Source organism: Kitasatospora sp. GP30 (genome assembly GCF_029892145.1).
In the GTDB taxonomy this organism is placed as follows: Bacteria; Actinomycetota; Actinomycetes; order Streptomycetales; family Streptomycetaceae; genus Kitasatospora; species Kitasatospora acidiphila.
On record NZ_JARZAH010000003.1, the window covers coordinates 221,594 to 243,079 of the forward strand.

27 protein-coding genes and 3 pseudogenes are annotated in these 21,486 nt (G+C 70.3%); 10 read left to right on the forward strand and 20 right to left on the reverse strand.

Annotated features, from left to right (window positions below; translation table 11 throughout):
* Positions 1 to 49: 49 nt before the first annotated feature.
* The 3 genes from P3T35_RS06795 to P3T35_RS06805 form a co-directional block, all read right to left on the reverse strand.
* Positions 50 to 241, reverse strand: a complete 192-nt coding sequence (locus tag P3T35_RS06795) for a hypothetical protein (RefSeq protein WP_101379661.1) — start codon at positions 239 to 241, stop codon at positions 50 to 52.
* A 64-nt stretch (positions 242 to 305) separates the two neighbouring features.
* Positions 306 to 497 (reverse strand): hypothetical protein, encoded by a 192-nt coding sequence (locus tag P3T35_RS06800; protein ID WP_101379662.1) that lies wholly within the window; start codon positions 495 to 497, stop codon positions 306 to 308.
* A gap of 11 nt (positions 498 to 508) precedes the next feature.
* Positions 509 to 1,360: a helix-turn-helix transcriptional regulator gene (locus tag P3T35_RS06805; protein ID WP_101379663.1), complete on the reverse strand. Its 852-nt coding sequence runs from the start codon at positions 1,358 to 1,360 to the stop codon at positions 509 to 511.
* Positions 1,361 to 1,620: 260 nt separating this feature from the next.
* Between P3T35_RS06805 and P3T35_RS06810 the strand changes: the two genes are divergently transcribed.
* Complete coding sequence (locus P3T35_RS06810) at positions 1,621 to 2,085, forward strand: ATP-binding protein (RefSeq protein WP_101379664.1); 465 nt, start codon at positions 1,621 to 1,623, stop codon at positions 2,083 to 2,085.
* A 111-nt stretch (positions 2,086 to 2,196) separates the two neighbouring features.
* On the opposite strand, the pseudogene P3T35_RS06815 reads toward P3T35_RS06810, so the two are convergent.
* Positions 2,197 to 2,382: pseudogene (locus P3T35_RS06815) on the reverse strand (helix-turn-helix domain-containing protein); the annotation flags it as partial.
* 201 nt (positions 2,383 to 2,583) lie between these two features.
* Between P3T35_RS06815 and P3T35_RS06820 the strand changes: the two are divergent.
* A complete protein-coding gene (locus tag P3T35_RS06820) occupies positions 2,584 to 3,168 on the forward strand; it encodes a GNAT family N-acetyltransferase (protein ID WP_101379665.1) in 585 nt (194 codons plus the stop codon).
* Positions 3,169 to 3,178: 10 nt separating this feature from the next.
* On the forward strand, positions 3,179 to 3,886 hold the full coding sequence (locus P3T35_RS06825) for a carbon-nitrogen hydrolase family protein (RefSeq protein WP_101379666.1): 708 nt from the start codon (positions 3,179 to 3,181) through the stop codon (positions 3,884 to 3,886).
* 215 nt (positions 3,887 to 4,101) lie between these two features.
* On the opposite strand, the pseudogene P3T35_RS06830 reads toward P3T35_RS06825, so the two are convergent.
* From P3T35_RS06830 to P3T35_RS06865, 8 genes and pseudogenes are all read right to left on the reverse strand, one after another.
* Positions 4,102 to 4,503, reverse strand: a pseudogene (locus P3T35_RS06830) (serine/threonine-protein kinase); the annotation flags it as partial.
* A 123-nt stretch (positions 4,504 to 4,626) separates the two neighbouring features.
* A pseudogene (locus tag P3T35_RS06835) lies at positions 4,627 to 4,842 on the reverse strand (transposase); the annotation flags it as partial.
* Between the two features lie 52 nt (positions 4,843 to 4,894).
* The gene (locus P3T35_RS06840; protein ID WP_101379668.1) at positions 4,895 to 5,410 is read right to left on the reverse strand and encodes a S26 family signal peptidase; all 516 of its coding nucleotides are present in this window, start codon (positions 5,408 to 5,410) and stop codon (positions 4,895 to 4,897) included.
* Positions 5,407 to 7,281: an ABC transporter ATP-binding protein gene (locus P3T35_RS06845; RefSeq protein WP_101379669.1), complete on the reverse strand. Its 1,875-nt coding sequence runs from the start codon at positions 7,279 to 7,281 to the stop codon at positions 5,407 to 5,409. Before P3T35_RS06845 ends, P3T35_RS06840 begins: the two co-directional genes overlap by 4 nt.
* Positions 7,278 to 7,832, reverse strand: coding sequence for a redoxin domain-containing protein (locus P3T35_RS06850; RefSeq protein WP_101379670.1), 555 nt, complete (start codon positions 7,830 to 7,832; stop codon positions 7,278 to 7,280). Before P3T35_RS06850 ends, P3T35_RS06845 begins: the two co-directional genes overlap by 4 nt.
* Positions 7,741 to 8,376 (reverse strand): MauE/DoxX family redox-associated membrane protein, encoded by a 636-nt coding sequence (locus P3T35_RS06855; protein WP_101379671.1) that lies wholly within the window; start codon positions 8,374 to 8,376, stop codon positions 7,741 to 7,743. Before P3T35_RS06855 ends, P3T35_RS06850 begins: the two co-directional genes overlap by 92 nt.
* Positions 8,377 to 8,564: 188 nt before the next feature.
* Positions 8,565 to 8,726, reverse strand: coding sequence for a hypothetical protein (locus P3T35_RS06860; RefSeq protein ID WP_180356377.1), 162 nt, complete (start codon positions 8,724 to 8,726; stop codon positions 8,565 to 8,567).
* A 177-nt stretch (positions 8,727 to 8,903) separates the two neighbouring features.
* Positions 8,904 to 9,059 (reverse strand): hypothetical protein, encoded by a 156-nt coding sequence (locus P3T35_RS06865; RefSeq protein ID WP_180356378.1) that lies wholly within the window; start codon positions 9,057 to 9,059, stop codon positions 8,904 to 8,906.
* A 186-nt stretch (positions 9,060 to 9,245) separates the two neighbouring features.
* Between P3T35_RS06865 and P3T35_RS06870 the strand changes: the two genes are divergently transcribed.
* Both P3T35_RS06870 and P3T35_RS06875 read left to right on the forward strand, forming a co-directional pair.
* On the forward strand, positions 9,246 to 10,322 hold the full coding sequence (locus P3T35_RS06870; RefSeq protein ID WP_180356379.1) for a LuxR C-terminal-related transcriptional regulator: 1,077 nt from the start codon (positions 9,246 to 9,248) through the stop codon (positions 10,320 to 10,322).
* 614 nt (positions 10,323 to 10,936) lie between these two features.
* Positions 10,937 to 11,089 (forward strand): hypothetical protein, encoded by a 153-nt coding sequence (locus P3T35_RS06875; protein WP_180356380.1) that lies wholly within the window; start codon positions 10,937 to 10,939, stop codon positions 11,087 to 11,089.
* Between the two features lie 235 nt (positions 11,090 to 11,324).
* On the opposite strand, the gene P3T35_RS06880 is transcribed toward P3T35_RS06875, so the two are convergent.
* Both P3T35_RS06880 and P3T35_RS06885 read right to left on the reverse strand, forming a co-directional pair.
* On the reverse strand, positions 11,325 to 11,990 hold the full coding sequence (locus P3T35_RS06880) for a DUF2306 domain-containing protein (RefSeq protein ID WP_218976659.1): 666 nt from the start codon (positions 11,988 to 11,990) through the stop codon (positions 11,325 to 11,327).
* Positions 11,991 to 12,274: 284 nt separating this feature from the next.
* Positions 12,275 to 13,684, reverse strand: coding sequence for an MFS transporter (locus P3T35_RS06885; protein ID WP_218976660.1), 1,410 nt, complete (start codon positions 13,682 to 13,684; stop codon positions 12,275 to 12,277).
* 64 nt (positions 13,685 to 13,748) lie between these two features.
* Between P3T35_RS06885 and P3T35_RS06890 the strand changes: the two genes are divergently transcribed.
* Positions 13,749 to 14,522 carry a helix-turn-helix transcriptional regulator gene (locus tag P3T35_RS06890; protein ID WP_101379674.1) on the forward strand — a complete coding sequence of 258 codons (774 nt, stop codon included), beginning with the start codon at positions 13,749 to 13,751 and terminating at the stop codon, positions 14,520 to 14,522.
* A gap of 139 nt (positions 14,523 to 14,661) precedes the next feature.
* Here P3T35_RS06890 and P3T35_RS40380 read toward each other — a convergent pair whose 3' ends face one another.
* Positions 14,662 to 15,177, reverse strand: coding sequence for an FtsX-like permease family protein (locus P3T35_RS40380; protein ID WP_101379675.1), 516 nt, complete (start codon positions 15,175 to 15,177; stop codon positions 14,662 to 14,664).
* A gap of 20 nt (positions 15,178 to 15,197) precedes the next feature.
* On the opposite strand from P3T35_RS40380, the gene P3T35_RS06900 reads away from it, so the two are divergent.
* Positions 15,198 to 15,533, forward strand: a complete 336-nt coding sequence (locus tag P3T35_RS06900; protein WP_348533400.1) for an ATP-binding protein — start codon at positions 15,198 to 15,200, stop codon at positions 15,531 to 15,533.
* Complete coding sequence (locus P3T35_RS06905) at positions 15,530 to 16,174, forward strand: response regulator transcription factor (protein WP_101379677.1); 645 nt, start codon at positions 15,530 to 15,532, stop codon at positions 16,172 to 16,174. Before P3T35_RS06900 ends, P3T35_RS06905 begins: the two co-directional genes overlap by 4 nt.
* Before the next feature lie 76 nt (positions 16,175 to 16,250).
* On the opposite strand, the gene P3T35_RS06910 is transcribed toward P3T35_RS06905, so the two are convergent.
* The 5 genes from P3T35_RS06910 to P3T35_RS06930 form a co-directional block, all read right to left on the reverse strand.
* Positions 16,251 to 17,393: an NADH:flavin oxidoreductase gene (locus P3T35_RS06910; RefSeq protein ID WP_101379678.1), complete on the reverse strand. Its 1,143-nt coding sequence runs from the start codon at positions 17,391 to 17,393 to the stop codon at positions 16,251 to 16,253.
* A gap of 398 nt (positions 17,394 to 17,791) precedes the next feature.
* On the reverse strand, positions 17,792 to 19,123 hold the full coding sequence (locus P3T35_RS06915; protein WP_101379679.1) for a sigma-70 family RNA polymerase sigma factor: 1,332 nt from the start codon (positions 19,121 to 19,123) through the stop codon (positions 17,792 to 17,794).
* The gene (locus P3T35_RS06920; protein ID WP_101379680.1) at positions 19,096 to 19,515 is read right to left on the reverse strand and encodes a YciI family protein; all 420 of its coding nucleotides are present in this window, start codon (positions 19,513 to 19,515) and stop codon (positions 19,096 to 19,098) included. The genes P3T35_RS06915 and P3T35_RS06920 overlap by 28 nt, the downstream gene beginning before the upstream one ends.
* A gap of 116 nt (positions 19,516 to 19,631) precedes the next feature.
* A complete protein-coding gene (locus tag P3T35_RS06925) occupies positions 19,632 to 19,943 on the reverse strand; it encodes a hypothetical protein (protein WP_101379681.1) in 312 nt (103 codons plus the stop codon).
* A gap of 124 nt (positions 19,944 to 20,067) precedes the next feature.
* Positions 20,068 to 20,310 carry a hypothetical protein gene (locus P3T35_RS06930; RefSeq protein ID WP_280704658.1) on the reverse strand — a complete coding sequence of 81 codons (243 nt, stop codon included), beginning with the start codon at positions 20,308 to 20,310 and terminating at the stop codon, positions 20,068 to 20,070.
* Here P3T35_RS06930 and P3T35_RS06935 point away from each other — a divergent pair.
* Positions 20,300 to 20,659, forward strand: a complete 360-nt coding sequence (locus P3T35_RS06935; RefSeq protein ID WP_280704660.1) for a hypothetical protein — start codon at positions 20,300 to 20,302, stop codon at positions 20,657 to 20,659. The genes P3T35_RS06930 and P3T35_RS06935 overlap by 11 nt on opposite strands.
* Before the next feature lie 227 nt (positions 20,660 to 20,886).
* Positions 20,887 to 21,462, forward strand: a complete 576-nt coding sequence (locus P3T35_RS06940; protein WP_101379683.1) for a hypothetical protein — start codon at positions 20,887 to 20,889, stop codon at positions 21,460 to 21,462.
* Positions 21,463 to 21,486: the final 24 nt, after the last annotated feature.

Sequence of the window (21,486 nt, forward strand, 5' to 3'; positions counted from 1 at the left end):
TCCCAAGGATCAACCCGGTGCCAACCCGGCGGACTTCCCGGTCACAGCATCAGAGGAGGTGGTCCGCCCTGCCTGCCTTGATGTCGAGGATGAGGGTGCGCAGGGCGGCGAGGGAATCGCGGATGGCGTGCTGCTCTTGGCCGTTGACGGCGATGTAGGCGTTGCCGGTGGGGTCGGTGCCGAGGCGGAAGCAGGAGTTACCCTCGCCACAAAACGGGTCTTCCCAAGTGATGTCAGGCATTTCGCGCTGCCTCCGTTGGGACGAGCCGGGACTGCGCGGGTGCGACAGCCCCGGCTGCTGGGGACTACAGCAGATGGTCCGCCTTGCCTGCCTTGATGTCCAGGATGAGGGTACGGAGAGCGGCAAGGGAGTCGGAGACGGCGTGATGCTCTTGGCCGTTGACGGCGATGTACGCGTTACCGTCGGAATCGGTGCCGAGACGGAAGCAGTTGCCGGAGTCCTGACAGAACGGGGCTTCCCAAGTGATGTCAGACATCGATGTGTCTCCTATAGCTCGCGTGTGATGCCGTGGATCAGGCTACGGGTCTCTTCAGGCGACAGCGCAACTCGTTGCATCTGGCCCAACTGGAGCGCGAACTTGCGCAGTTGCGCTTCAACATGCAGGAACTCTGCAACCATCGTGCGGTCAAGCTGGACGACGTCCAGGCCCGGCACGTCGGCCTCGGCGTAGAGGATGGTCTGTCCGGATCCGGGGAAGGCTCCTGCCGAGAATGGGATGACCTGAACGGTGATGCTGTCCCGCTCCGACAGTTCCAAAATGCTGTGCAACTGCTCCCGCATAGCTTTCCGGCCGCCAACCTCAATCCGCAAAGCTGCCTCGTGAATTATGGCCGCGTACGAAGGCGGGTCAGCTCGGTCAAGTACGCAGCGTCGCTGAATTCGGTGAGCCACGCGGGCATCAAACTCGTCCGGTGGAAGCTCCGGAATCGCCGCCGAGAACAGGGCATGTGCGTATGCCTCCGTCTGAAACGGACCCGGGATATGAGTCATGGTGCTCATCCGGAGCCGTCTCGCGAACCACTCAAGTTCGGCGATGTCCAAGAATGTCGGTGGCAGGATCCCCCGATACTCCTCCCACCATCCCACTGTGCGCTCGCCGGCCATTCGCACGAGCGCCTCGACCAACGCCGAGTCCGTGCAGTCGTAGTTGCACGCCAGTCGACGTACCCGCTCGGGGCTGATGCCGTGTCGACCCGCCTCGGTGTTCGTGATCACGGTCCGGTTCGTGGCCAGCACGGCAGCCGCCTGCTCCGTGGACATCCCGGCAGCCTCACGCAGCTTGCGAAGCTCGACACCGAGGCGTTGCTGACGGGCCGTCGGGTTACTCCTGGGTGGCATGTGTCCCCTCTCCGCGCATGACGCCCAGTGTGCCCCGATTCCGGATCGCTGGTCCATCTCGGGAGATCCGGTGGAACATGTTCCCCCGATGCTCTACCTTGAGTGTTGCAGGAGTCACATACGGCTACGCCGGAAGTGCACCGCGCGAGCATGCCCGCCTTCCCTGGGACCGGCATGCCCGCGCCCAGGGAGGCAGGCCACCGGCAGCGCCGCCGCAACCAACAGCACAACCACCCCCGCGCCCTGACCAGGAGTCAGCCATGCCCGGAACCTCGCTCACCACGCCCGCCGCCACCTCCCCCTCCTCCCCGGCCATCGCCGCCATCCCGCCCCTCCCCCGCCACTGGCGCTTCCCCTCCGAGCCCGCGTCCGTCCCGCGCGCCCGGCGCGCGATCGCCGACGCGCTCCCCGACCACTGCCCCACGCAACTCTCCTACGAGCTCCGCCTCCTCACCACCGAGCTCGTCACCAACGCCATCCGACACGGCGCCGACCCCCACGAGGACGAGCTGATCGAGCTCTCCTTCTGGACCGCCGACGGCCACTACTGGCTCGCCGTCTCCGACCCCTCCCCCACCCACCCCACCCTCAAGCGCCCCGCCCCGGACACCGAAACCGGCCGCGGCCTCCTCCTCGTCGACTCCCTCAGCGACGCCTGGGGCATCAAGTCCCGCCCCACCCGCGGAAAGTCCGTCATCGCCGGCATCCGCCTCACCACCCCCTGAACACCCGCTCCACCCCAACTCCACTGCCCTGTCAGACCTGACAGGGCAGCGATCCGCGCGTGTCGTTGGCGCTGCACCGTGCATGAGGCTCCGGCAAGGAGACTTGACCTGCGCGACCAGGATGGGTGTGAAGGCTGCGGGCCGCCCCGGGCGCTTACGGTCAGCGAGCCCGGAAAGGCCCAGGTCTGCGAACCGGCCCCGCCACGTGCGCACGGTGTCCACGTGCACTCCCGCCTCGACGGCGATACGCGCGTTGGACCTGCCCCGGGCCGCCAGGAGAACGATCCGCGCCCGCATCCGATCCCGATGCTCGGTCCTGTGACCGTAGGCGGCCTTCCTCAACCGGTGCCGCTCTGCGGCGGTCAAGATGATTGGGCGCGCGGTGGCAACAGGCAAGGCAGGCAAGCCGATCAGCAGAAGTGGATCAGGGCAGCCACAGCCTGCCGTCACCGGTCCGACGCTGGACGACCCGGCTGGCGATCTTGAATAATCCAGGCCATGCCTACTCTCGTCCACTCAACCGTTCCGGTGGGCTCCCTCGCCGCACAACCCCAACCAACTTTGAGGGCCGGCGACGGCGTGCTGCTGCGGCCCTGGAGTCTCGGCGATGCCCAGGCCGTGATGGATGCCTACCAGGACGGGGAGATCCAGCGCTGGCATGTGCAGCGCGCGGACTCCGATTCCGAGGTGCAGGAGCGGATCGCGGGCTGGCAGGGCGGCTGGGCAGCCGAGACCGGCGCGCACTGGGCCGTGGTCGACTCCGAGACCGATGTGCTGCTGGCTCGCGCCGCATTGAAGGGACTGAAGTTCGCGGACGGCACCGCCGGCGTCGCCTACTGGACCGTCCCGGCGGCCCGGGGGAAGGGCGTCTGTCCGCGGGCAGTCGAAGCGATGGCATCGTGGGCCTTCGACGTGGCCGGCTTTCACCGTCTTGATCTCGAACACGCCATGGGCAATACGGCGTCCTGCCGCGTTGCCGAGAAGACCGGCTTCGTCGTGGAGGGCGTGCGCCGCAGTGCCTGGCTGCAGACGGACGGCCGGCACGACGTGCACGTCCATGCGCGTCTGCGCTCTGAGGGATGATCGGAAAGCGATGAGAGAGCCGCTCACGGTGGCCGCTGTCCAACCCGTGTGGGCTGGCGCGGACGTCCTGGCGAACGTCAGGGAACACGCGCAGGCCATTGAAAAGGCAGACGTGAGACTGGTGGTCTTCCCCGAATTCTCCCTCACCGGATATGACCTTGACGCGCCGTCGCTGCCTGCGGACGACCATCGCCTCCGGCCTTTGGTGGACGCTTGCCGTGTCGCTGGCTCGGTGGCGCTGGTCGGCGCGCCGATCCGCCACGAGGACGGCCGCGATTACATCGCTACTTTGGCCGTGACCGGTGACGGCGTGACGGTGGCCTACCGGAAGATGTGGCTGCACGGGGCCGAGTTCGACCGGTTCAGTCCCGGCGATAAGCCAGTTGTGGTCACCGTCGACGGATGGCGGCTCGGCTTGGCCATCTGCTACGACGCTGCCGTGCCCCAGCACGCCGCCGACTCGGCAGCACTCGGCATCGATGCCTACGTGGCCAGTACTCTCTACGGTCCTGGCACCGACTCCGCGGCCCGCCGCGATGCCCATATGCGTGAACGCGCCGCTGTCCATCGCATCTGGGTCGTCCTTGCCACCGCGGCTGGACCCAGCGGCTCCTTCGCGCAGACCTCCGGCGGCTCGGGCATCTGGGGACGGAACGGAGAGCTGGTCGCCCAGGCCGGCTGTAACGCGGGCGAGATGACGGCGACTCTGCTCAGCTGACGAGCGAATCGAGCTCCACCTCCTGTCTCCGACGCTGCACCCACCAACGCCGGGGTCAACCCCCGAAGGACGTCAGCAGCCGACCACTTAGGGGCCTGGTACTCCAGGCGGACTTCTCCATTCCCGCTGGTCAACGGCCTGGGAATGGGGGGGTGTAGCGGGGCGGGCGCGGATGCGGGGCGGTCTTCGCCGTGGGAGTTGAGTCTGGTCACCTCCCGCGCGATGCCGAAGTCAATCAGCCAGGGACCGTCCGCGCCGAGCAGGACGTTGCTGGGCTTCAGGTCGCGGTGGATGACGCCGGCCGCGTGCACCGCCCGCAGCGCCTCGGCGGTGCCACCGACCAGGTGCAGCACCACCGGCAGCGGCAACGCGCCGTGGATGGCCAGCGCTTGATCCAACGCCAGGCTCGGGACGAAGTTGGTGGCGAGCCACGGCTGGTCGCCGGTGGTGTCGTGGTCGACTACGGGCACGACGTGGTAGCCCTGTACCTGGCGGGCGGACCGCACCTCCTGCTGGAAGCGCCGACGGAACTCCTCGTCCTGCGCGAACTCCCGCCGGATCAGCTTCAACGCAACCGGCTGCCCGCCACGGGTGAGTGACAGGTAGACGGATCCCATGCCCTCGCCGATCCTGGCGAGCAGCCGGTAGCCGGCCACACCATGCGGATCGTCCGGCCGCAGCTGGGACAGCACGGCGCCTTCCTGAAAACGGCCTGGACCTCCTGCAACAGACGTTTCTCAGGTGCCATCCGCCGACCACAGCCGGCGGCGCTCGTAGACGGTCTTCCACGGATCGGACCGTTCCGGCAGGTCGCGCCACTGCACTCCGATCCTCACCCGGTGCCGGATCCCGTCGATCACCTGCCGGTGATCACGCCACCGCCCCCACCTCCCATTGCTCACCGGCAGGGACGGCCGCATTCGTTCCCACTCCGCGGCCGACAGATCCCGCCCCATACCCGAACAGCGAGCAGATCAGCCGACGGTCACATGATCGGTCGGACAGCTCCTACCGGATCCCCCGAGGTGGACTCGGGAGTCGTCGCACGACCCGGCCGAGGACCTGCCCGGCCGGGAAGTACCCGTACTGGCGCGAATCCAAGCTGGCCGCCGGGTTGTCCCCCAGCAGGACGAGACGGCCCGGCGGCACCGGCCCGCTTCCCGCGGGACCCGAGCGGGCTGCCGGTGGCACCTGGTCCCCCGGGAGGGCAGCGACCCGTTTGATGACCCAGCGCCGCCCGTCCAGCGCACCGGTTCGCAGGCCCCGGATGCCGAGCTGTCGTGGCTGTGCTGCGGTCCTCTCCCGGAGGGCCGGGGCTGCGATCACCACTACCTGACCGGCCGTCAGAGACTGGGCGCGCAGCACCAAGACCCGCTCTCCGTCGCAGAATACGGGCAGCATGCTGGCGCCGCGCACCGTCACCACCACCAGCAGTCGGCGTGCGATCCAACCGGCCACCCCGACGGCGCCGAGCACGCCGGCCGTACCGATCAGCAAGCCGGGCGCCACCGTCAGCGCGTTCACGGGGCCACCGCCGTCTCCTGGTAGCCGCGGCTCTGAAGAGCGAACAACCGCTGGTAGGCCCCGGCGGCCGCGACCAGCTCCTCATGCCCGCCGGTCTCGATCACCCGGCCGTCTCGCAGCACCACGATCAGGTCCGCCTCCCGGACGGCGCCCAGCCGGTGCGAGATCAGCAGGCTCGTCCGGCCGGCCCGGGTGGCCCGGAGCGAGGCGTGCACCTCGGCTTCGGCCTCGGCATCCAGCCCGGCCGAGGGCTCGTCGAGGATCATGAGATCACGCCGGTCTCGCATCAGCGCCCTGGCCAGCGCGAGCCGCTGCCACTGCCCGCCGGAGAGCACCACGCCGGTGCCTGGGTTCGCGCTGGTGCCCGGGTCCTCGTCCTGATCTGCGTCGCCGGGCAGGAACATTCGGGAGAGCAGCGTGTCGTAGCCATGCGGCAGTCCAGCCAAGGTGCCGTGCAGCCCCGCCCGTTCGGCAGCCGCCTCGATCCGGCGGCGGTCGTCCAGGTGCCGGAGGTCGCCGATTGCGATGTTCTCGGCGGCCGTCAGGTCGTACTGCATGAAGTCCTGGAAGACCGCGCCGATCCGAGCCCGCAGGTCGCTCGGATCCACCTCCCGCAGGTCGACCCCGTCCCAGCGGATGCTGCCTTCCGTCGGGTCGTAGAACCGGCAGAGCAGCTTGACCAAGGTCGACTTGCCGGCTCCGTTCAGGCCCACCAGAGCAATCGAACTCCCATGCGGGATAGTGAGGTTGACGCCCTTCAGGACCCAGGGGTGGTCCGGCGAGTAGCGGAACCAGACGTCGCGCAGCTCGATGCCCGAGCGCAGTGCGGGCAGGGTACTCGGAGCCGTGCCGGAGGTGGGCAGGTCGGGCGGGGTGTCCAGCACGGCGAGGTGGTGGGCGAAGAGCAGTAGCGCCTGCTGGGCGGTCGCCACTGTCACGGCGAGAGAGGCGACCGCGCCCTGCACACCCGCCACCGCCGCGACGAACATGGTGACGCCGCCCGGTGTGGTCGCACCACTGCGGGCGAGTGCCACCGCCTGGAGCAACCCAGCGCCGGAGACCAGGGCGGCGAGCAGTCCGAGTCCGCACTGCACCCGCACCTCACGCCGGTCCAGAGCCTGCTTGGCAGCATCGGCCCGGCGCCGTTCGGCCAGCATCCTGGTCCGCAGGAAGGTGCCGGAGCCGCACAGTCGGACCTCCTTGGCTGCCTCCACCCGCGTGAGCAGCTCGCTGTAGAAGACCTCGCGCCGCTCGGCCGGCCCGATGGTCCAGAGCAGCCTGACCCGGCGCCTTCCCAACATCAACTCTGCGGCCAGCGTGGGCAATCCGGCCAGCAGAACCAATCCGGCCAGCATTGGTGAGAGCACCAGGAGCGAGCTCAGCAGGCCGGCGGCGGTCAGCGCCGACCGGGCCATGCCGGACAGTCCCTCCAGAGCCGAACCGACGGCCGTCCGTCCGGCCTGCTGGCCGAGTCGGAGCCGATCGAGGAACCGCGGGTCCTCGAACCGGGCGAGTCCGGTGAAGGACTCGACGGCGGTGAACAACCGGTCCTGGGCCAGCAGGCCGGTGCGGCGCTGCAGTTGGGCGGCCAAGTAGCGATTGACCTGCGGCAGCAGTGCGGTGGCCACCCCGAGGGCGACCAGTCCGGCACCGAGACCGGCCAGCTGGCCCGAACTGCCGCGACTCACCAAGGTGTCCAGCAGGGAGCGGGTCAACCAGGCGAGCGCCACCGGAACGGCGGCGGCCGAGAGCGAGCAGGCGAGATAGCCGGCCAGGGCAGCGGGGGCGGCCTCGGCGGCCAGCCGTAGACAGGAACTGACGAGTTGCCAGGAGGTCCTGCGGTCGCCACCCGGCCGTGGTGTCGCCTTCACGCCGCTACGCGGGCGCGGGCGGCCGGGGTCAGCGCAACCCGGTTGGCGGTGACCGCCAGTCGGTCCGCCGGGCGGCCCACCCGCAGCACGGTCGGGAAGGCCCGCGCCTGGAACGCCTCGGCGAGTTCGCCACCACGACTCTCCTGCACCGTTCGCGCCACCGCTGAAAGCCTGCTCACGAAGGCAGACGACTCCTCGGGCTCACCCACCACGACCGCCAGCGCTCCAGCGGGGCCCGTCGGGAGCCCGGCCGCGTACTCGACGAACTTGGGCAGCTTTGCCTTGCACGGCGCGCAGGTCGGCGAGAAGAAGGCCACAACGGTGTCATCGCCCAGATCGGCGTCGGTCAGCCGTTCGCCGTCGACCGTCTCGGCACTGAACGTGCCGATCTCCGTGCCGACTTCGACGGCGGCCGGGGCACCGCCTGGCCCGCCGGGGACGGCCAGCAATTCGGTGTGCTCACGCAGGCGCTTGACCACGCCGAGAGTGAGAAGCAGGTTCAGCACGGTCAGTGCCCCGACGATGAGCAGGGCCGGGATCAGTACGGACATCGGTGACCTCCGCGGGGTGGACGGTTCGGAACAGTTCGATCAGGTCGTCGATCACCGCGACCAGAACGCCCAGCAGCGCTCCGGCCACCACGGCAAGCAGGGTCGGCGCGGTGGCGGTAGTGCCGGCGGCGGTGGCGTCGAGGCGGACGGCGGCCAGCGCGCTCGCTGCCAACAGCAGGTTGCGCGTCACGTGACGCGGCCCGAGTGGGGTGGTGGAGCTGCCGAAGCAGCCACAGGGCGCCCGTACGCCGCGACGCAGCGCCAGGCCGATCGCGAGCGTGAAGGCCAGCAGCAGTCCGGCGGCGAGCAGCAGTCCGGCCAGCGTGGCCGTCCTGGCGGGGAGCATCAGCAGGACGAGGTCGGCGAGTTCGGCGAGCGGAACGGCCAGGGCAACCGGGCGGACCAACCGCTCGGGTACGGCACCCAGTTCCAGGACCGACTGGATGAAGGCCGCGTGTCGGGCACCGCCCGCGAGCTTGCCGACGGATGAGGCCAGGAAGACCATGCCCAGCAAGGCACGGATGCCGACGGACAGGTAGTGCATCTCCCTCTCCTCCGGTGGACGCCGTCAGGTGACCGGCGTTCTCGTCGGGGTTCGGCCGGGCTCTCGAGGTTCGTGCGGGCTCTCGGGATTCCCTCGGACAAGGCGCCGGGGCGCTGGTGACCGAGCTGGGCTCGGCTACCAGTGCCCCGGCGGTGCTCATGCACGGCTGGGCCGGGCAGTGGTTCGGGTCAGTTGCACCACAGCTGGCCGGTGCAGGTGTTGACGGTGCAGGGCGACCCCGCGCACTGCCAGCACTGGCTCCAGCTGTAGTAGCCGCAGGCCTGGGCGTCGGTCTTGGGGACGAAGCGCTCCAGCAGGCGCCCGCCCAGCTCTTCGATCTTCTTGAGCATCCTCGGTTCTCCTTGGGTCTGATGTGGATGTGATGGTGCGGTTGTGATGGTGTCGCTTCCGAATCGCCGGTGGAGATCGGCGCTTCGCGGTATCCGGTGCTGCCTGATGTGCGGTCCGGTCGGCTGGGAAAGGTCCCACCTCCCACCCGGCGGCAGCAGGCTGCTGCCGTCGCAACCTCACCCGGCCTGACCGGGCGGCAGCGGGAAGGTACTCGTTGCGCTGCCGGAGTGTCCGCCGTCGCCCCAGCCGCTGTCCGCTCGCGGCGTGGTGCCCGCAGGTCGGGCCGTTGCGGTCCCGATCGCGGGCACCGCCGCGACCACGGCGATGGCCATCAGAACTCCCAGACAGGCTTTGCGAATTGCTGCTCGCACGAGTCCTCCCCCCGTGTCATCAGGCCGTTTCCCCGCTGTGGGGATCCGGCCCTTCGGCTGACTCCAGAGTGCCCGTGGACACCGCTTCGTTGACATGTATTTGATGGGTCATCTGCTGTGGCAGCAACGAAATGAGGGATGGCATCTATGGGCAAATCCGAACAGAACGGTCCAGCTGACTCCCCCGTGATCGACGAGTCGGCGGTTGCTGCCTACCGTTGGGCGGTCCGCCACGGCGGCCTGGATGCCGCGGAAATTGCCCTTAGCGCAGGCGATCTCGGCCTCAAGACAAGCGAATTGGCGGCCTCCGTTGACGTCCTGACCGCGCTTCACCTACTCACTCCGGTGGTCGGCAGCAGCCTTCTGCTGCCGAACGGTCCTGACGCCGCGATCGCCGCGCTGCTCGGCCCAACCGAGGACGAGTTGCGCGAGGCAGAAGCCGAGTTGAAGCGAAGGCAGCGGGAGAGCGAGCGGGTCCGCAGCTCGCTGTCGGCACTCTCCGGGATCTACTTCGATGCCCGCCGGCAGCGCAATCAGGATGAGGCGGTCGACAGTTTGGACGACAAGTTCACCGTCCGAACCATGCTGGCCGAGCACGGGGCCAATTGCCGCAGTGAACTGATGGCATGTCAGCCAGGAGGCGCGCGACCGCCCGCGGCACTGGCGGACGCACTGCCCCGCGATCTCGCCATGCTGGAGCGAGGGATCCGGATCCGTACGCTCTACCAGCACACCGCGCGATTCCACGCCGCGACCCAGGCATATGTGGAGGCGGTAACCAAGGCCGGTTCGGAGATCCGCACGATGGCCGAAATCCCCGGACTGATGGTCATTTTCGACCGGCAGGTGGCCTTCCTGCCGCATCGGCAGCGGCCCGGTGGCGCGGTGATCGTGCGCGAGGAGTCGATCGTGGCACATCTGTGCGCGTCCTTCGAGCAGGCCTGGGCCACCGCCTCGGAGTACCGGACCGGTCCGCAGGCCGCCCACGAGAGCGCGGAGGACATCAAGTGCCTGATCACCACCTTGCTCGCGGCTGGGCTCAAGGACGAGGTGATCGCCAAGCGCGTCGGTCTGTCGGTCCGTTCCTGCCGCCAGCACATCGCCGAACTGCTGGACCGGATGGACGCACGCAGCCGCTTCCAGGCCGGGGTCATCGCCGCCCGCACCGGCCTGCTCGCCACCGAACTCGGGGGCGGGCGGCAGGGGTGCTCAGGCCCGCTCTGAGGGCTCGGATGCTGCTCCGACGGGGCCCAGCGCGCCCACCAGCAGCACCAGCGACATCAGCAACCCGCCGAGGCTGCCGGCTCGCATCGTCTCCACCGGCGTCACCACGTACCCACCACTGGCGCAGCGGTAGCGTTCCTCAGGTCCCCCGCCGCCTTCTTCATCACCGTCGAGTCCCTCAGCGACGCCTGGGGCGTCAAGTCCCGCCCCACCCGCGGCAAGTCCGCCATCGCCGGCATCCGCCCCACCGGCCCCTGACGGCCCATCGCCTCAACTCCCCTGCCCAGCCCACGCGTCAGCCCCCCAGCCTGGGCAGCACGTCAACCGCGCACGGCCCGCCGTCGCGAATCGCGAAGGCGGACCCTCCTGTTCGAGGCAACCGGCCAGTGGCCGATCAACTTGCGCACGGCATCGCTGACCTCCGGCAGGTCACCGGACAGTGTTCTCCCAGATCAGCCCTTCCTCCAGAACAGCCGCACCCCACTGTTGACGTCAAACAGGTCCGCCGCGGAACCGCATCCGGCTGGATCAAGCCCAACTCTCCTACGGAGAAACGGGTGAGCGACGACACCACCTCTCACGCTTGGCGGACTGTTCCCCGGCGACAGTGGGGAATGAGCGTGCGTCAGAAGTACCTGGCCCGGCTCGCCGCCCTGGCCTTCACCGTTGCTGCCGTAACCGGGGGCTTCGTCACCGACGCAATCCACTCGCAGCCCACCAGCGGGAACACCGACGTGACGGCGGGCGCCGCGTACGCCTACTACTGATCCTCTGACCGCGCGGGGCCGATGGGCGTCACCCCTCTGCACGGGCAGGGGAGTGACGCCAATCGGCAGCTGCGGCTCGATGAACTCCAGTTCAAGGGGCGTATTTGGTGGTCCTCAAGCCCGTATGGCCGTACGGCATGGGGTCCTTACGGTGTGCCATGTCGATCACGGCCTCGTCGCGGCGGAGTTGCAGCCGCCTCCTCCGCGACGCCGGTGCAACCCGCATGACGGGCCGTCAGCCGGCAACCGGGGTGAGCCGGTAGGAGGGAAGTCCGCGGCGGCGGATGAGGAACTCGGCGACGACGAGGTTGGGAAGCCAGGCCAGGAAGGGCAGCGGGGCGTAGGCGTTGTCGAAGATGCGCGTGCCGTCGACGGTTCCGTGCGCGGTGGCCAGCTGGAGGACGATGAGGACACCGAGCCAGGCCCGGAGCGTTACGGCGGCGTATGTGATGGCGAAGCTGCGGATCATCCAGGCACGGTGGTTGGGCACGTCGCGCTCGCGGATGGCCCGGTATCCGCGCCAGGTTGACCAGGCCCAGAGCACGGCGAGGCCGCCGAACCCGAAGAAGCCGTCGAAGGCCGCCGAGTTGAAGAAGGACATGAGGAACGCGGCCACCGATCCGACACCGACCCCGAGGACGTAGAGCCGGCCGCTCCAGCGGTGCACGGCCGGGAACCGTTCGCGCAGCACGGTGGAGAACTGGAACGGGCCGACCAGCAGCGCGAGCGCGGCCGTCACGATGTGGAGGTAGAAGGCGACCTGGATGGCGATCGGGCGCTCGGCGTAGGTCGCGGCCAGGCCCTGGTGCCCTGCTCTGATGGGGAGTTCGACATCGGCGTAGCTGCCCACGGCATACCCGACTACTGCGAGGGACGTCAGCAGGACGACGCTCCAGCTCACCCGTGAGCCTCTCCTGGCTCGCGTGACGGGGGTGGTGGGAGCGGCTGCGGTGGTGGTCATGGTGGCCCGATCGGCTCGGTGTGAGGATGGAAATCGCGCGGGCGGGGCGCGCAAGCGCCAGTCTCGCTGGGTGCCCCGGACCGGGCCAATGGGGAAGCCACCCCGGGCCGTTGGGGGGATAACCCGACCCTGCGCGCAACCATCCGGCTGACATGCTCGGCGAGCCAGCGAGCCGCTCACCCACACCCACCCCAGGCCAACTGGCCGCGTTCCCGGGTGAGTTCCTAGGCCTTGCTTGACCGCCGCCAGGTGTACGCCCACACGACCGCCGCGCCGATCGAGGCGAGGGTGATCGCGCAGAGGACGGCGTGCAGTCCACGGGTGAAGGGGTGGACGGCGGTGACAAGTGTGCCGAAGGCGGCGACGCCGACCGCCGATCCGAACTGCCGGGCGGTGTTGAGCGCGGCAGCGGCGATGCCCGCGCGGGCATCGCCGACGGTGCCCAGGGCCGGTGCGGTGGCGGCCGGGGAGATGAATCCGCCGGCCAGCCCGATCACCGCCATCGGCGCGAGCGCCAGCCAGTACGGCGAGCTGCGGGTGGCGCTGAGCAGCCCCAGCGCCCCGAGCGCGTAACCGCCGAAGGCCGCGCACATCGACCAGCGCGGACCGAGCAGACGCGCTGCCCGGGCGGAGCCGAAGCCACCGACGGCGACCGTCGCGGTCAGCGGCAGCAGCGCCAGCCCGGCCTGGAACGGCGAGTATCCGCGTACCTGCTGGAAGTAGAGGCCGCAGACGAACAGCAGGCCGTAGAAGACCAGCGCCGAGGTCGCGGAGACCACCGTGGAACCCGCGAACACGCGGCCGCGGAACAGCGACAGCGGGAGCATCGGGTGCGGACTGCGGCTCTCGGTGACGACGAAGGCGGCCGCGGCCACGGCGGCGACCGCCAGGGCTGCCCACAGCAGCGGCGGGCTCCAGTCACGGCCCTGGATGAGGGCGGCGATCGGCAGGCCGAGCGCTACGACCGCGCTCCCCTGCCCGACCAGGTCCAGGCGCTGCGGCAGCGACCGGGCCGGCTGGTCGGCGACGGTCCGCGCCAGCCACACCCCAGCCAGCCCGATGGGCACATTGACGAAGAAGATGCTGCGCCAGCCGAGCCAGCTGATCAGGCCGCCGCCGATCAACGGCCCCGCGGCCATGGCGACTGCGCCGAGCGACATCCAGATCCCGATCGCCCGGGCCCGCAGCTCGGGCTCGGGATGGGCCTGGTTGATCAGTTTGAGGGCGGCCGGTACCAGGACCGCCGCGCCAAGGCCCTGTACCGCCCGGCCGGCGGCCAGCACCGGAAGGCCGGTCGCCAGGCCGCAGCCTGCGGATGCGGCGGTGAACAGCAGCAGGCCCGCCAGATACGCCCGGCGGGCGCCCCAGCGGTCCGCCAGGGTGCCACCGGTCAGCAGCAGGCCGGCGAAGGCGAGCGTGTAGGCGTTCACCACCCACTGCAGGCCGTCGATGCCGACGCCGAGGCTGCCGGAGATGCCGTTCAGTGCGACGTTCACGATCGACGCGTCCAGCAGGACGACGACATAGCTGACACCGGTCGCCGCCAGCACGCGTCTTTGATGCCGGGCGCCCGATGTCGCGGACTGCGGCGCCGGCCTCGCGGGTGGTGGCATGGCCTGGACTGTCTCGTTCATGCCCCGACCATGGCAGCGGTTCACCTCCACGCCGGTGGAAGTGTGCCCGGGTGACAATGACCGCATGACCTCCCCCGCGCGCACCGGCGAACCTGACATCGCCCGGGTGGCGAGCTTGTTCGCCAACGGCACCCGCGCCCGCATCCTCATGGCGCTCGCCGGAGGCGGCAGCCTGCCCGCGAGCGTGCTGGCGGAGCACGCGGGCGTCACTCCCCAGGCCGCCAGCACCCAGCTGAACCGGCTCAGCCAGGCCGGGCTGATCACCGTCCGGCCGTCGGGGCGGAACCGCTACTACGAGCTCGCCGACCGCCGGATCGCCGAGCTGATGGAGAGCCTGGCCGCGCTCGCCCCCGCCCAGCCGGTGGCGCGGACGCTCCGCGCCAGCAGCCGCAGTGCAGCGCTGCGGCGGGCGCGCGTCTGCTACGACCACACCGCCGGGCTGCTCGGGGTCACCATCACCGAGGCCCTGCTGAGCAGCGGCGCGCTGGTCCCCGTGGGCGGCACCGAGCAGACTGCCGGGCAGACCGCGGAGTCGGAGCACCCATATCGGCTCGGCCCGGCCGCGATACCGGTGCTGACCGGCCTCGGGGTGCCGGAGAGCCACCTGACCGACGATCAGGAGCGCCCGCTGCTGAGCTTCTGCCTGGACTGGACCGAGCAACGGCACCACCTGGCCGGGCGTCTCGGCGCGGACCTGCTCGATGTCTTCAGCACCGCCGGATGGATCACCCGAGCAGCCAATACCCGTGCTCTGCGCCTGACTTCGGCCGGTGAGGACGAGCTGGCCCGCCGGCTCGGCATGAGCGGCACCGATGCCGCACCCGCCGCGCACCCGTAGCACGGCGGGCTGCCCGGTCAGGCAGGCGGCGGGCCGGGCGGGCCGGGCGGGCCGGGCGGGCCGGGCGGGCGTTTCAGCTCTCACCACCGCGCAGGTATCCCCGAAGTCCGGTTACTGACGACGTCCAGCCGACGCCCCGTCAGTCGGTCGCGATCCCGTCGAGGATGCTCGGCCGGGTCGCCTGCCGGGCCGGCCAGAGGGCCGCCAGCAGGCTCACCGCGCCCGCGCCGAGTACGTAGGCGGCGAGCCGGCCGTACGGCACCACGGTGGTCAGATCGCTCACCTCGTCCTTGGACATCCGCACCACCACCCAGGCCATCAGCACACCCATCGTGATGCCGAGCACCGCACCGAAGGTACCGATGGCCACCGACTCCAGCCGTAGCATCCGCCGGATCCCGCGCCGGTCCAGGCCGACGGCCCGGAGCAGGCCGATCTCCCGCCGGCGCTCGAAGACCGACATGGTCAGCGTGTTGACCACGCCCAGCACGGCGATCACCACGGCCATCCCGAGCAGCCCGTACATCACCTCGATCAGCAGGGACATCCGCGAGGCGTACGCGGCCTGGAGGTCGTGACTGGACTGCACCTGGATCAGCGGGTTGTCGCCGGTGGCGTCCCGCAAGGCCTGCTGCAGCTGCAGACCGGCTGGCAAAGACCGCGGCGCAGTCCGGCGTGCGGGTGGACGTGCGGTGGCAGGGCCGGCGGCGGACGCTGGCCCCGGACGTCGAGCTCTCCGCCTTCCGGATCGTGCGGGAGTCGGTGACCAACGTGGTGCGGCACGCGAACACGCGGCGCTGCTGGGTGTCGGTGGACTACGGGGAGGCGGAGTTGGCGATCGAGGTGGTGGACGACGGGCGGGGCGGGGCGGGTTCCGGGGACAGGGACGGGGACGGGGACGGCTACGGCATCGCGGGGATGCGCGAGCGGGTCGAGCTGCTGGCGGGCCGGTTCAGCGCGGGGGTACGGCCGGAGGGCGGCTTCCGGGTGAGCGCGAGGCTGCCGGTATGAGGGTGCGGACGGTCCTGGTGGACGATCAGGAACTGGTCCGCGCGGGCCTGAAGTTGGCGATCTCGCGGACGTCGGACCTGGAGGTGGTGGGCGAGGCGGGCACCGGCGCGGAGGCGGTGCGGGTGGTGCGCGCACTCGCACCGGATGTGGTGCTGATGGATCTCCGGATGCCGGGCGTCGACGGCATCGAGGCAACCCGGCTGATCACGAGTCAGACGGCCGACACTCGAGTACTGGTACTGACCACGTTCGACGACGACGAGAACGTGTTCGGTTCACTGCGAGCCGGCGCCAGCGGATTCCTGGTGAAGGACATGCCGGTGCCGGAGCTGCTCGGTGCGATCCGGCTGGTCGCGGCGGGCGACGGCCTGATCGCGCCGAGCGTGACGCGGCAGTTGATCGAGGAGTTCGCGGGGCGGCGCCGAAGGCACGGGCCACGGCTGGACGCCATCACCGAGCGGGAGTGCGAGGTGCTGACTCTCGTCGGGCGCGGTTTGTCGAACCAGGAGATCGCGACGCGACTGGGCATCGCGCCGGGTACCGCGAAGACCCACGTGGCCCGGTTGATGATGAAGTTGGGGGTGCGGGACCGGGTGCATCTGGTGATCACGGCGTACGAGACGGGGTTGGTCTCGCCGTAGTGCCGCCACCGTCGTCGAGGCGCCGAAGTGGCCGAGCGGGGTGAGGGCGTAGCCGACGCGGACCGGGACCGTCGACTCAGTACAGGGTGCCGAGTGCCCGCAGGTCGAAGGGCTTGAGCTCGTCGGCGCGGCCGCTGAGGATCTTCGCGGCCCACTCCGGGTCGCCCAGCATGGAGCGGCCGACCGCCACGAGGTCGAACTCGTCACGCTCCAGCCGGTCCAGCAGCGCCGCGATGTCCGTGGCGCTGGAGCGCTCGCCCTGGAACAGTGCCTTGGTGAAGTCGACGTCGAGGCCGACCGAGCCGACGCTGATCGTCGCCTTGCCGGAGACCTTCTTCGCCCAGCCCGCGAGGTTGAGGTCCGAGCCGTCGAACTCCGGCAGCCAGAAGCGGCGGGTCGAGCAGTGGAAGGCGTCGGCACCCGCCTCGGCGAGCGGGGCGAGGAGCGCGTCGAGCTCCTGCGGCGATTCGGCGATCTTCGCCTCGTAGGCGCCCATCTTCCACTGGGAGAGCCGGAAGATGATCGGGAAGTCCGACGATACGGCCTGGCGGCATGCGGCCACGATCTCGGCGGCGAACCGGGCCCGGGAGGCGATGTCGCCACCGTAGCCGTCGCTGCGCTGGTTCGTCCGGGCCCACAGGAACTGGTCGATGAGATAGCCGTGGGCTCCGTGCAGTTCGACGCCGTCGAAGCCGCGGGCTTCGGCGGCGGCCGCACCGGCGGCGAAGCCCGCGATCACGTCGTCGACGTCCTGCGAGGTCATCGCCTTTCCCGCCGCCGAGCCGTCGATGGAGATCCCCGAGGGGCCGACCTGCGGGGCCTCCGGGACGGGCGGCGCACCGGCGGTGCGCGCCATGCCCACGTGCCACAGCTGCGGCACGATCTTCCCGCCCGCCCGGTGGACCGCCTGCGCCACCTCGCTCCAGCCGGCGAGCGCGTCGTCGCCGTGGAACCGGGGCACGCGGTCGCTGGTCCCCGCCGAGTCGTGGCCGATGTACGTCCCCTCGGTGACGATCAGGCCCGCCCCGCCTGCCGCCCGGCGGGCGTAGTACTCCGCCACATCGGCGCCCGGCACCCCGCCGGGCGAGAACTCGCGGGTCATCGGCGCCATCACGATCCGGTTCCGGAGCGTGAGGCTGCCCAGAGTGAAGGGGCGGGCCAGCACACTCGTGGCACGGGCGGTCGAGTCACTGGAACCGGAACTGGAGCTGGAAGGCACGACAATCACTCTCCATCGAGGGATGGCCACGCCTCTGGACGGCACGGCCTGGTCCACTCTCGCCAACCACGAAGCCGCCGCCACAGTTCCCGCTCCAGCGGCTGGTCCTGATCAAGCGTCAGAGATTGTGGGTCACGCGTCCACGTCCAATCGTCGATTTCCTGTCATCGCGGGAATGACCGCCCACGTACGGCTGTTCTGCTCTCCCGGCCGGCGGACGCTGGACGCTGGGCGCTGGGCGCTGGGCGATGGGGCTGGCGGGCGCTAGCCGATTCAGCCGGCGACGTCAGTTCGGTCCGTAGACGGAGGCGCGGGCACCGGTCATGGGGGGCAGTGTGGCCCGGGCCTTCGCCCAGGCCACACCCCACTACGGCGGCCCCACGCCCGGCCGATGGCCGTCACCCCAGCTCCGCCGCCTTGCGCAGCAGCACCGACCGCTCGCGGGTGTTGCTGCACAGCCGGGCGGCGAGCTCCAGCTCGGCCCGGGCCTCGGCGGTCCGGCCGAGGCGGGCCAGGAGTTCGCCGCGCACGCTCGGGAGCAGGTGCGACCCCGACAGGCGGCCGGAGGCGACCAGTTCGTCGACCATGGACAGCGCCTGCTGCGGTCCGCTCGCCATCGCGACGGCCACGGCCCGGTTGAGCTCGACGACGGGTGACGGAGCCACCCGGCCGAGCGCCTCGTAGAGGAGCACGACCCGCTCCCAGTCGGTCTCCCCCACCGAGGGCGCCGCCGCGTGGCAGGCGGCGATCGCGGCCTGCAGACCGTACGGTCCGAGGCCCTGCCCGACGGCCGCGGCCCGGCCGAGAGCGGCCAGACCACGACGGATCGCGGAGCGGTCCCACAGCCGCCGGTCCTGGTCCTCCAGGAGCACCGCCTCCCCGTCGTGCCCGGTACGCGCCGGAAAGCGCGCGGCGGTGAGCTCGAACAGCGCGAGCAGCCCGGACACCTCCGGCTCACCGGGCAGCAGGGCGGCCAGCGTCCGGGCCAACCGGACCGCCTCGTACGCGAGATCGGTACGCAGCAGGCGGTCGCCGGTCGACGCCGTCGAGCCCTCCGTGAAGATCACGTACAGGACGCTCAGGACGCCGCCGAGCCGCTCCCGCCGCTCGGCGGCCGGCGGCAGCTCGAACGGCACGTGCGCCGCGGCGATCGTCTTCTTGGCCCGGGTGATCCGGGCCTGGACGGTCGGCACGGGCACCAGGAACGCCCGGGCGATCTCCTCGCTGGACAGACCGCCCACCACGCGCAGCGTGAGCGCCACCCGGGCCTCGGGCGAGAGCACCGGATGACAGGCCGTGAACATCAGCGCGAGGACGTCGTCGTCGACCCGGTCGGGATCCCACGGCAGGTCGTCCGACCCGTCCCGCGAGGCCACCGCACCCGAGCTGAACTCACCGTCGGCCAGCTGGCCCGCGAGCATGGTGTACCGCTCGTCCAGCGCCGACCTGCGGCGGAAGGCGTCGATGGCCCGCCGCCGTGCGGTCGCCAGCAGCCAGCCCACCGGGTTGGCCGGCGCACCGTCGCGCGACCAGGAGACGAGGGCCTCCGCCAGCGCCTCCTGCGCGACGTCCTCGGCGAGGGCGAAGTCCCCCGTGTAGCGGGCCAGCGCGCCGACGATCCGCGCGGACTCGATCCGCCAGACCGCCTCGACGGCCCGCCGCGCCGACTCGGCGCTCGGCGGGCCGTCGGAGGCCGCGGCTGTCAGAGCTGGCCCGTCCGCTCGCGCCACGCCCGCTCCCTGATGATCCACTCGTTGTCCTGCGGGAACTCCTCGATGCCCGGCACCCGACGGACCTCGACCTTCGAGCCGGGGAACCGCGGGAGCCGCTTGGCCCACTCGACGGCCTCCTCCTTGGAGGCGACGTCGAGCACGTAGTAGCCGCCGAACAGTTCCTTCGTCTCACCGTACGGGCCGTCGGTGACGACCGGGGTCTCCCCGCTGAAGTCGACCACCACGCCCTGCGACGGGTCGTCCAGGCCCTCGGCTGCGACGAGCACGCCCGCCCGGATCAACTCCTCGTTGAAGCGGCCCACCGTCTCGAGCATCTCCTCGAAGGGCGTCTCCATCATCTTCGCGACGGATTCGTCCGTGCCTCGCATGATCAGCATGTACTTCGCCATCGTCGTTCTCCTTGAACGGGGGTCGCCTCTCGACCCTCTCTACCCCAGGTCGAACGGCGCGGGCGCAGATCGACACGGTAGCCGGACATCGACCGAAGTTTTTTCTCCGGGCGCCTTCACCCGCTCCGGGGCAGGGTCCAGGCCGGAGAGTCCGCTGGTGGCAGGGGACCGACCTGCCACTCGGAGCGGTCGGCCTGCTCGTCCCAGTACGGGACGTCGCCGTAGTACATGCCGTAGGCCCAGTACTCGGCGGACTCGTGGCAGACCAGATCGGGGTAGGGGTCGAAGGCCAGCGAGCCCCAGGCCTCGTTGAGGCGGGCCACGGCCTCGGCGCGGTCGATGCCGAAGAGCGTGATCATCTCGTCGGCGATCTGCGAGAAGAAGCGTCGCATCCCCTCGTCGGCGTCCATCATGAACTCACCGGCCACTGCGCCACCTCGCTTCGGAGATCGACTTGTTGAACAGGTCGATGGTGCCCTGGGACGCGGACGGCCACCTGATGGCCGTCCGACGTCTCGGGCTCCGGGAGCTCCGGGAGCTGTCCACGGCTGATCAGTGCTGGACTGGCGGGCAGTAGCCCGTCTCCTCACCGATCGAGTTGATCTCGGCGTTGGACCTCGGGTCCCCCGCGTAGTCGACCTGATTCGTGCAACTCACCCCCGCCTTCTTCGGGGTGCCCGACGGCGTGCTGCCCTTCTCCGGCACCGGGCAGTAGCCGGTCTCCTCACCGATCGAGTTGATCTCGGCGTTGGACCTCGGGTCCCCCGCGTAGTCGACCTGATTCGTGCAGCTCACGCCGGGCTTCTTGGCGGTGCCCGACGGCTTCGCGGTACCTGACGACTTCGGCGTGCCCGACGACTTCGGCGTGCCCGACGGCTTCGGGGCACCTGACGACTTCGGGGTGCCCGACGAGGCGGCGTCGGCGGAGTCGTGGCCGGCGTTGGTCTGCGGGGTACCGGTCGGCGTGGCAGCGGTACTCGTCGCGACCGATGCGCTGGCAGCGGATGCCGAGGCCGTGTTGCTGCCACCGCTGCAGGCTGTCAGCGACAGGCCGACAGCCACAGCGGCAAGGGTGAACACTGAGACCTTGCGGACACGCATGATTTTCTCCCCGATAAATGGCTTTCTGAGCAGGCAGACGTGACCGCCGGTCAGCCACGTTGCGGATCAAGGGAAGCTGAGACAGGTCTGTGACACAAAGGTGGAGATGCGCATGTTCTCGTGCACGAAGAAGCATCAACGCCAGGGTCTGCGCGGCGCATGGATCCGCGTTGGGTCACGGGACCATCGCGGTCGCCGGCATGCAGTTCACCGTCCCGAACTGACGCGCGCGATAGGGCTGGGGCGGCCGAGCCGGCTGGCGATCTCCGCATGGTCGAGCCTCGCGGCGAGTCCGTCGGCGATCCGCTGGCGGTCTTCCTGAGTCAGCCTGGCATCTGGCATGGGCGCTCCCCTCGTTGCGGGCGAGTCGACCCGCGGATCCACGGCCCGCACGGCCGCTTCTACTCCAAGCTGGGAGCGTCCGGCGACCACACCCCGTTCTACGACGTGACCGAGCTCAACCCCTCCTGGGGCTACGGCTCGGGCGACATCATCTCCACCACCGGTGACCTCGACACCTTCTTCCGCGCGCTGATGCAGGGCCGGCTGCTGCCGCCTGCGCAGCAGGGCGAGATGTTCGTGATGCAGGACCCGGGGGACGGCTGGGTCCCGAAGTCCCACTACGGTCTGGGCGTCGGTGAGATCACCCTCTCCTGCGGTGAGGTCTGGGGCATGGGCGGCGCGATCGACGGCTCGTGGTCGTACACCGTTGGCACCCGGGACAGGCGGCACATGCTGTCCACGGAGGTGAACGGCGACTGGGCGAACGGGAGTTGGACATGGCCGATCGGGGTGTTCACGGCGGAACTGGAAGCCGAGTTCTGCAAGGGCGGCACCAACTCCTGAGCGGGGGCGGCCGACCCGGCACCT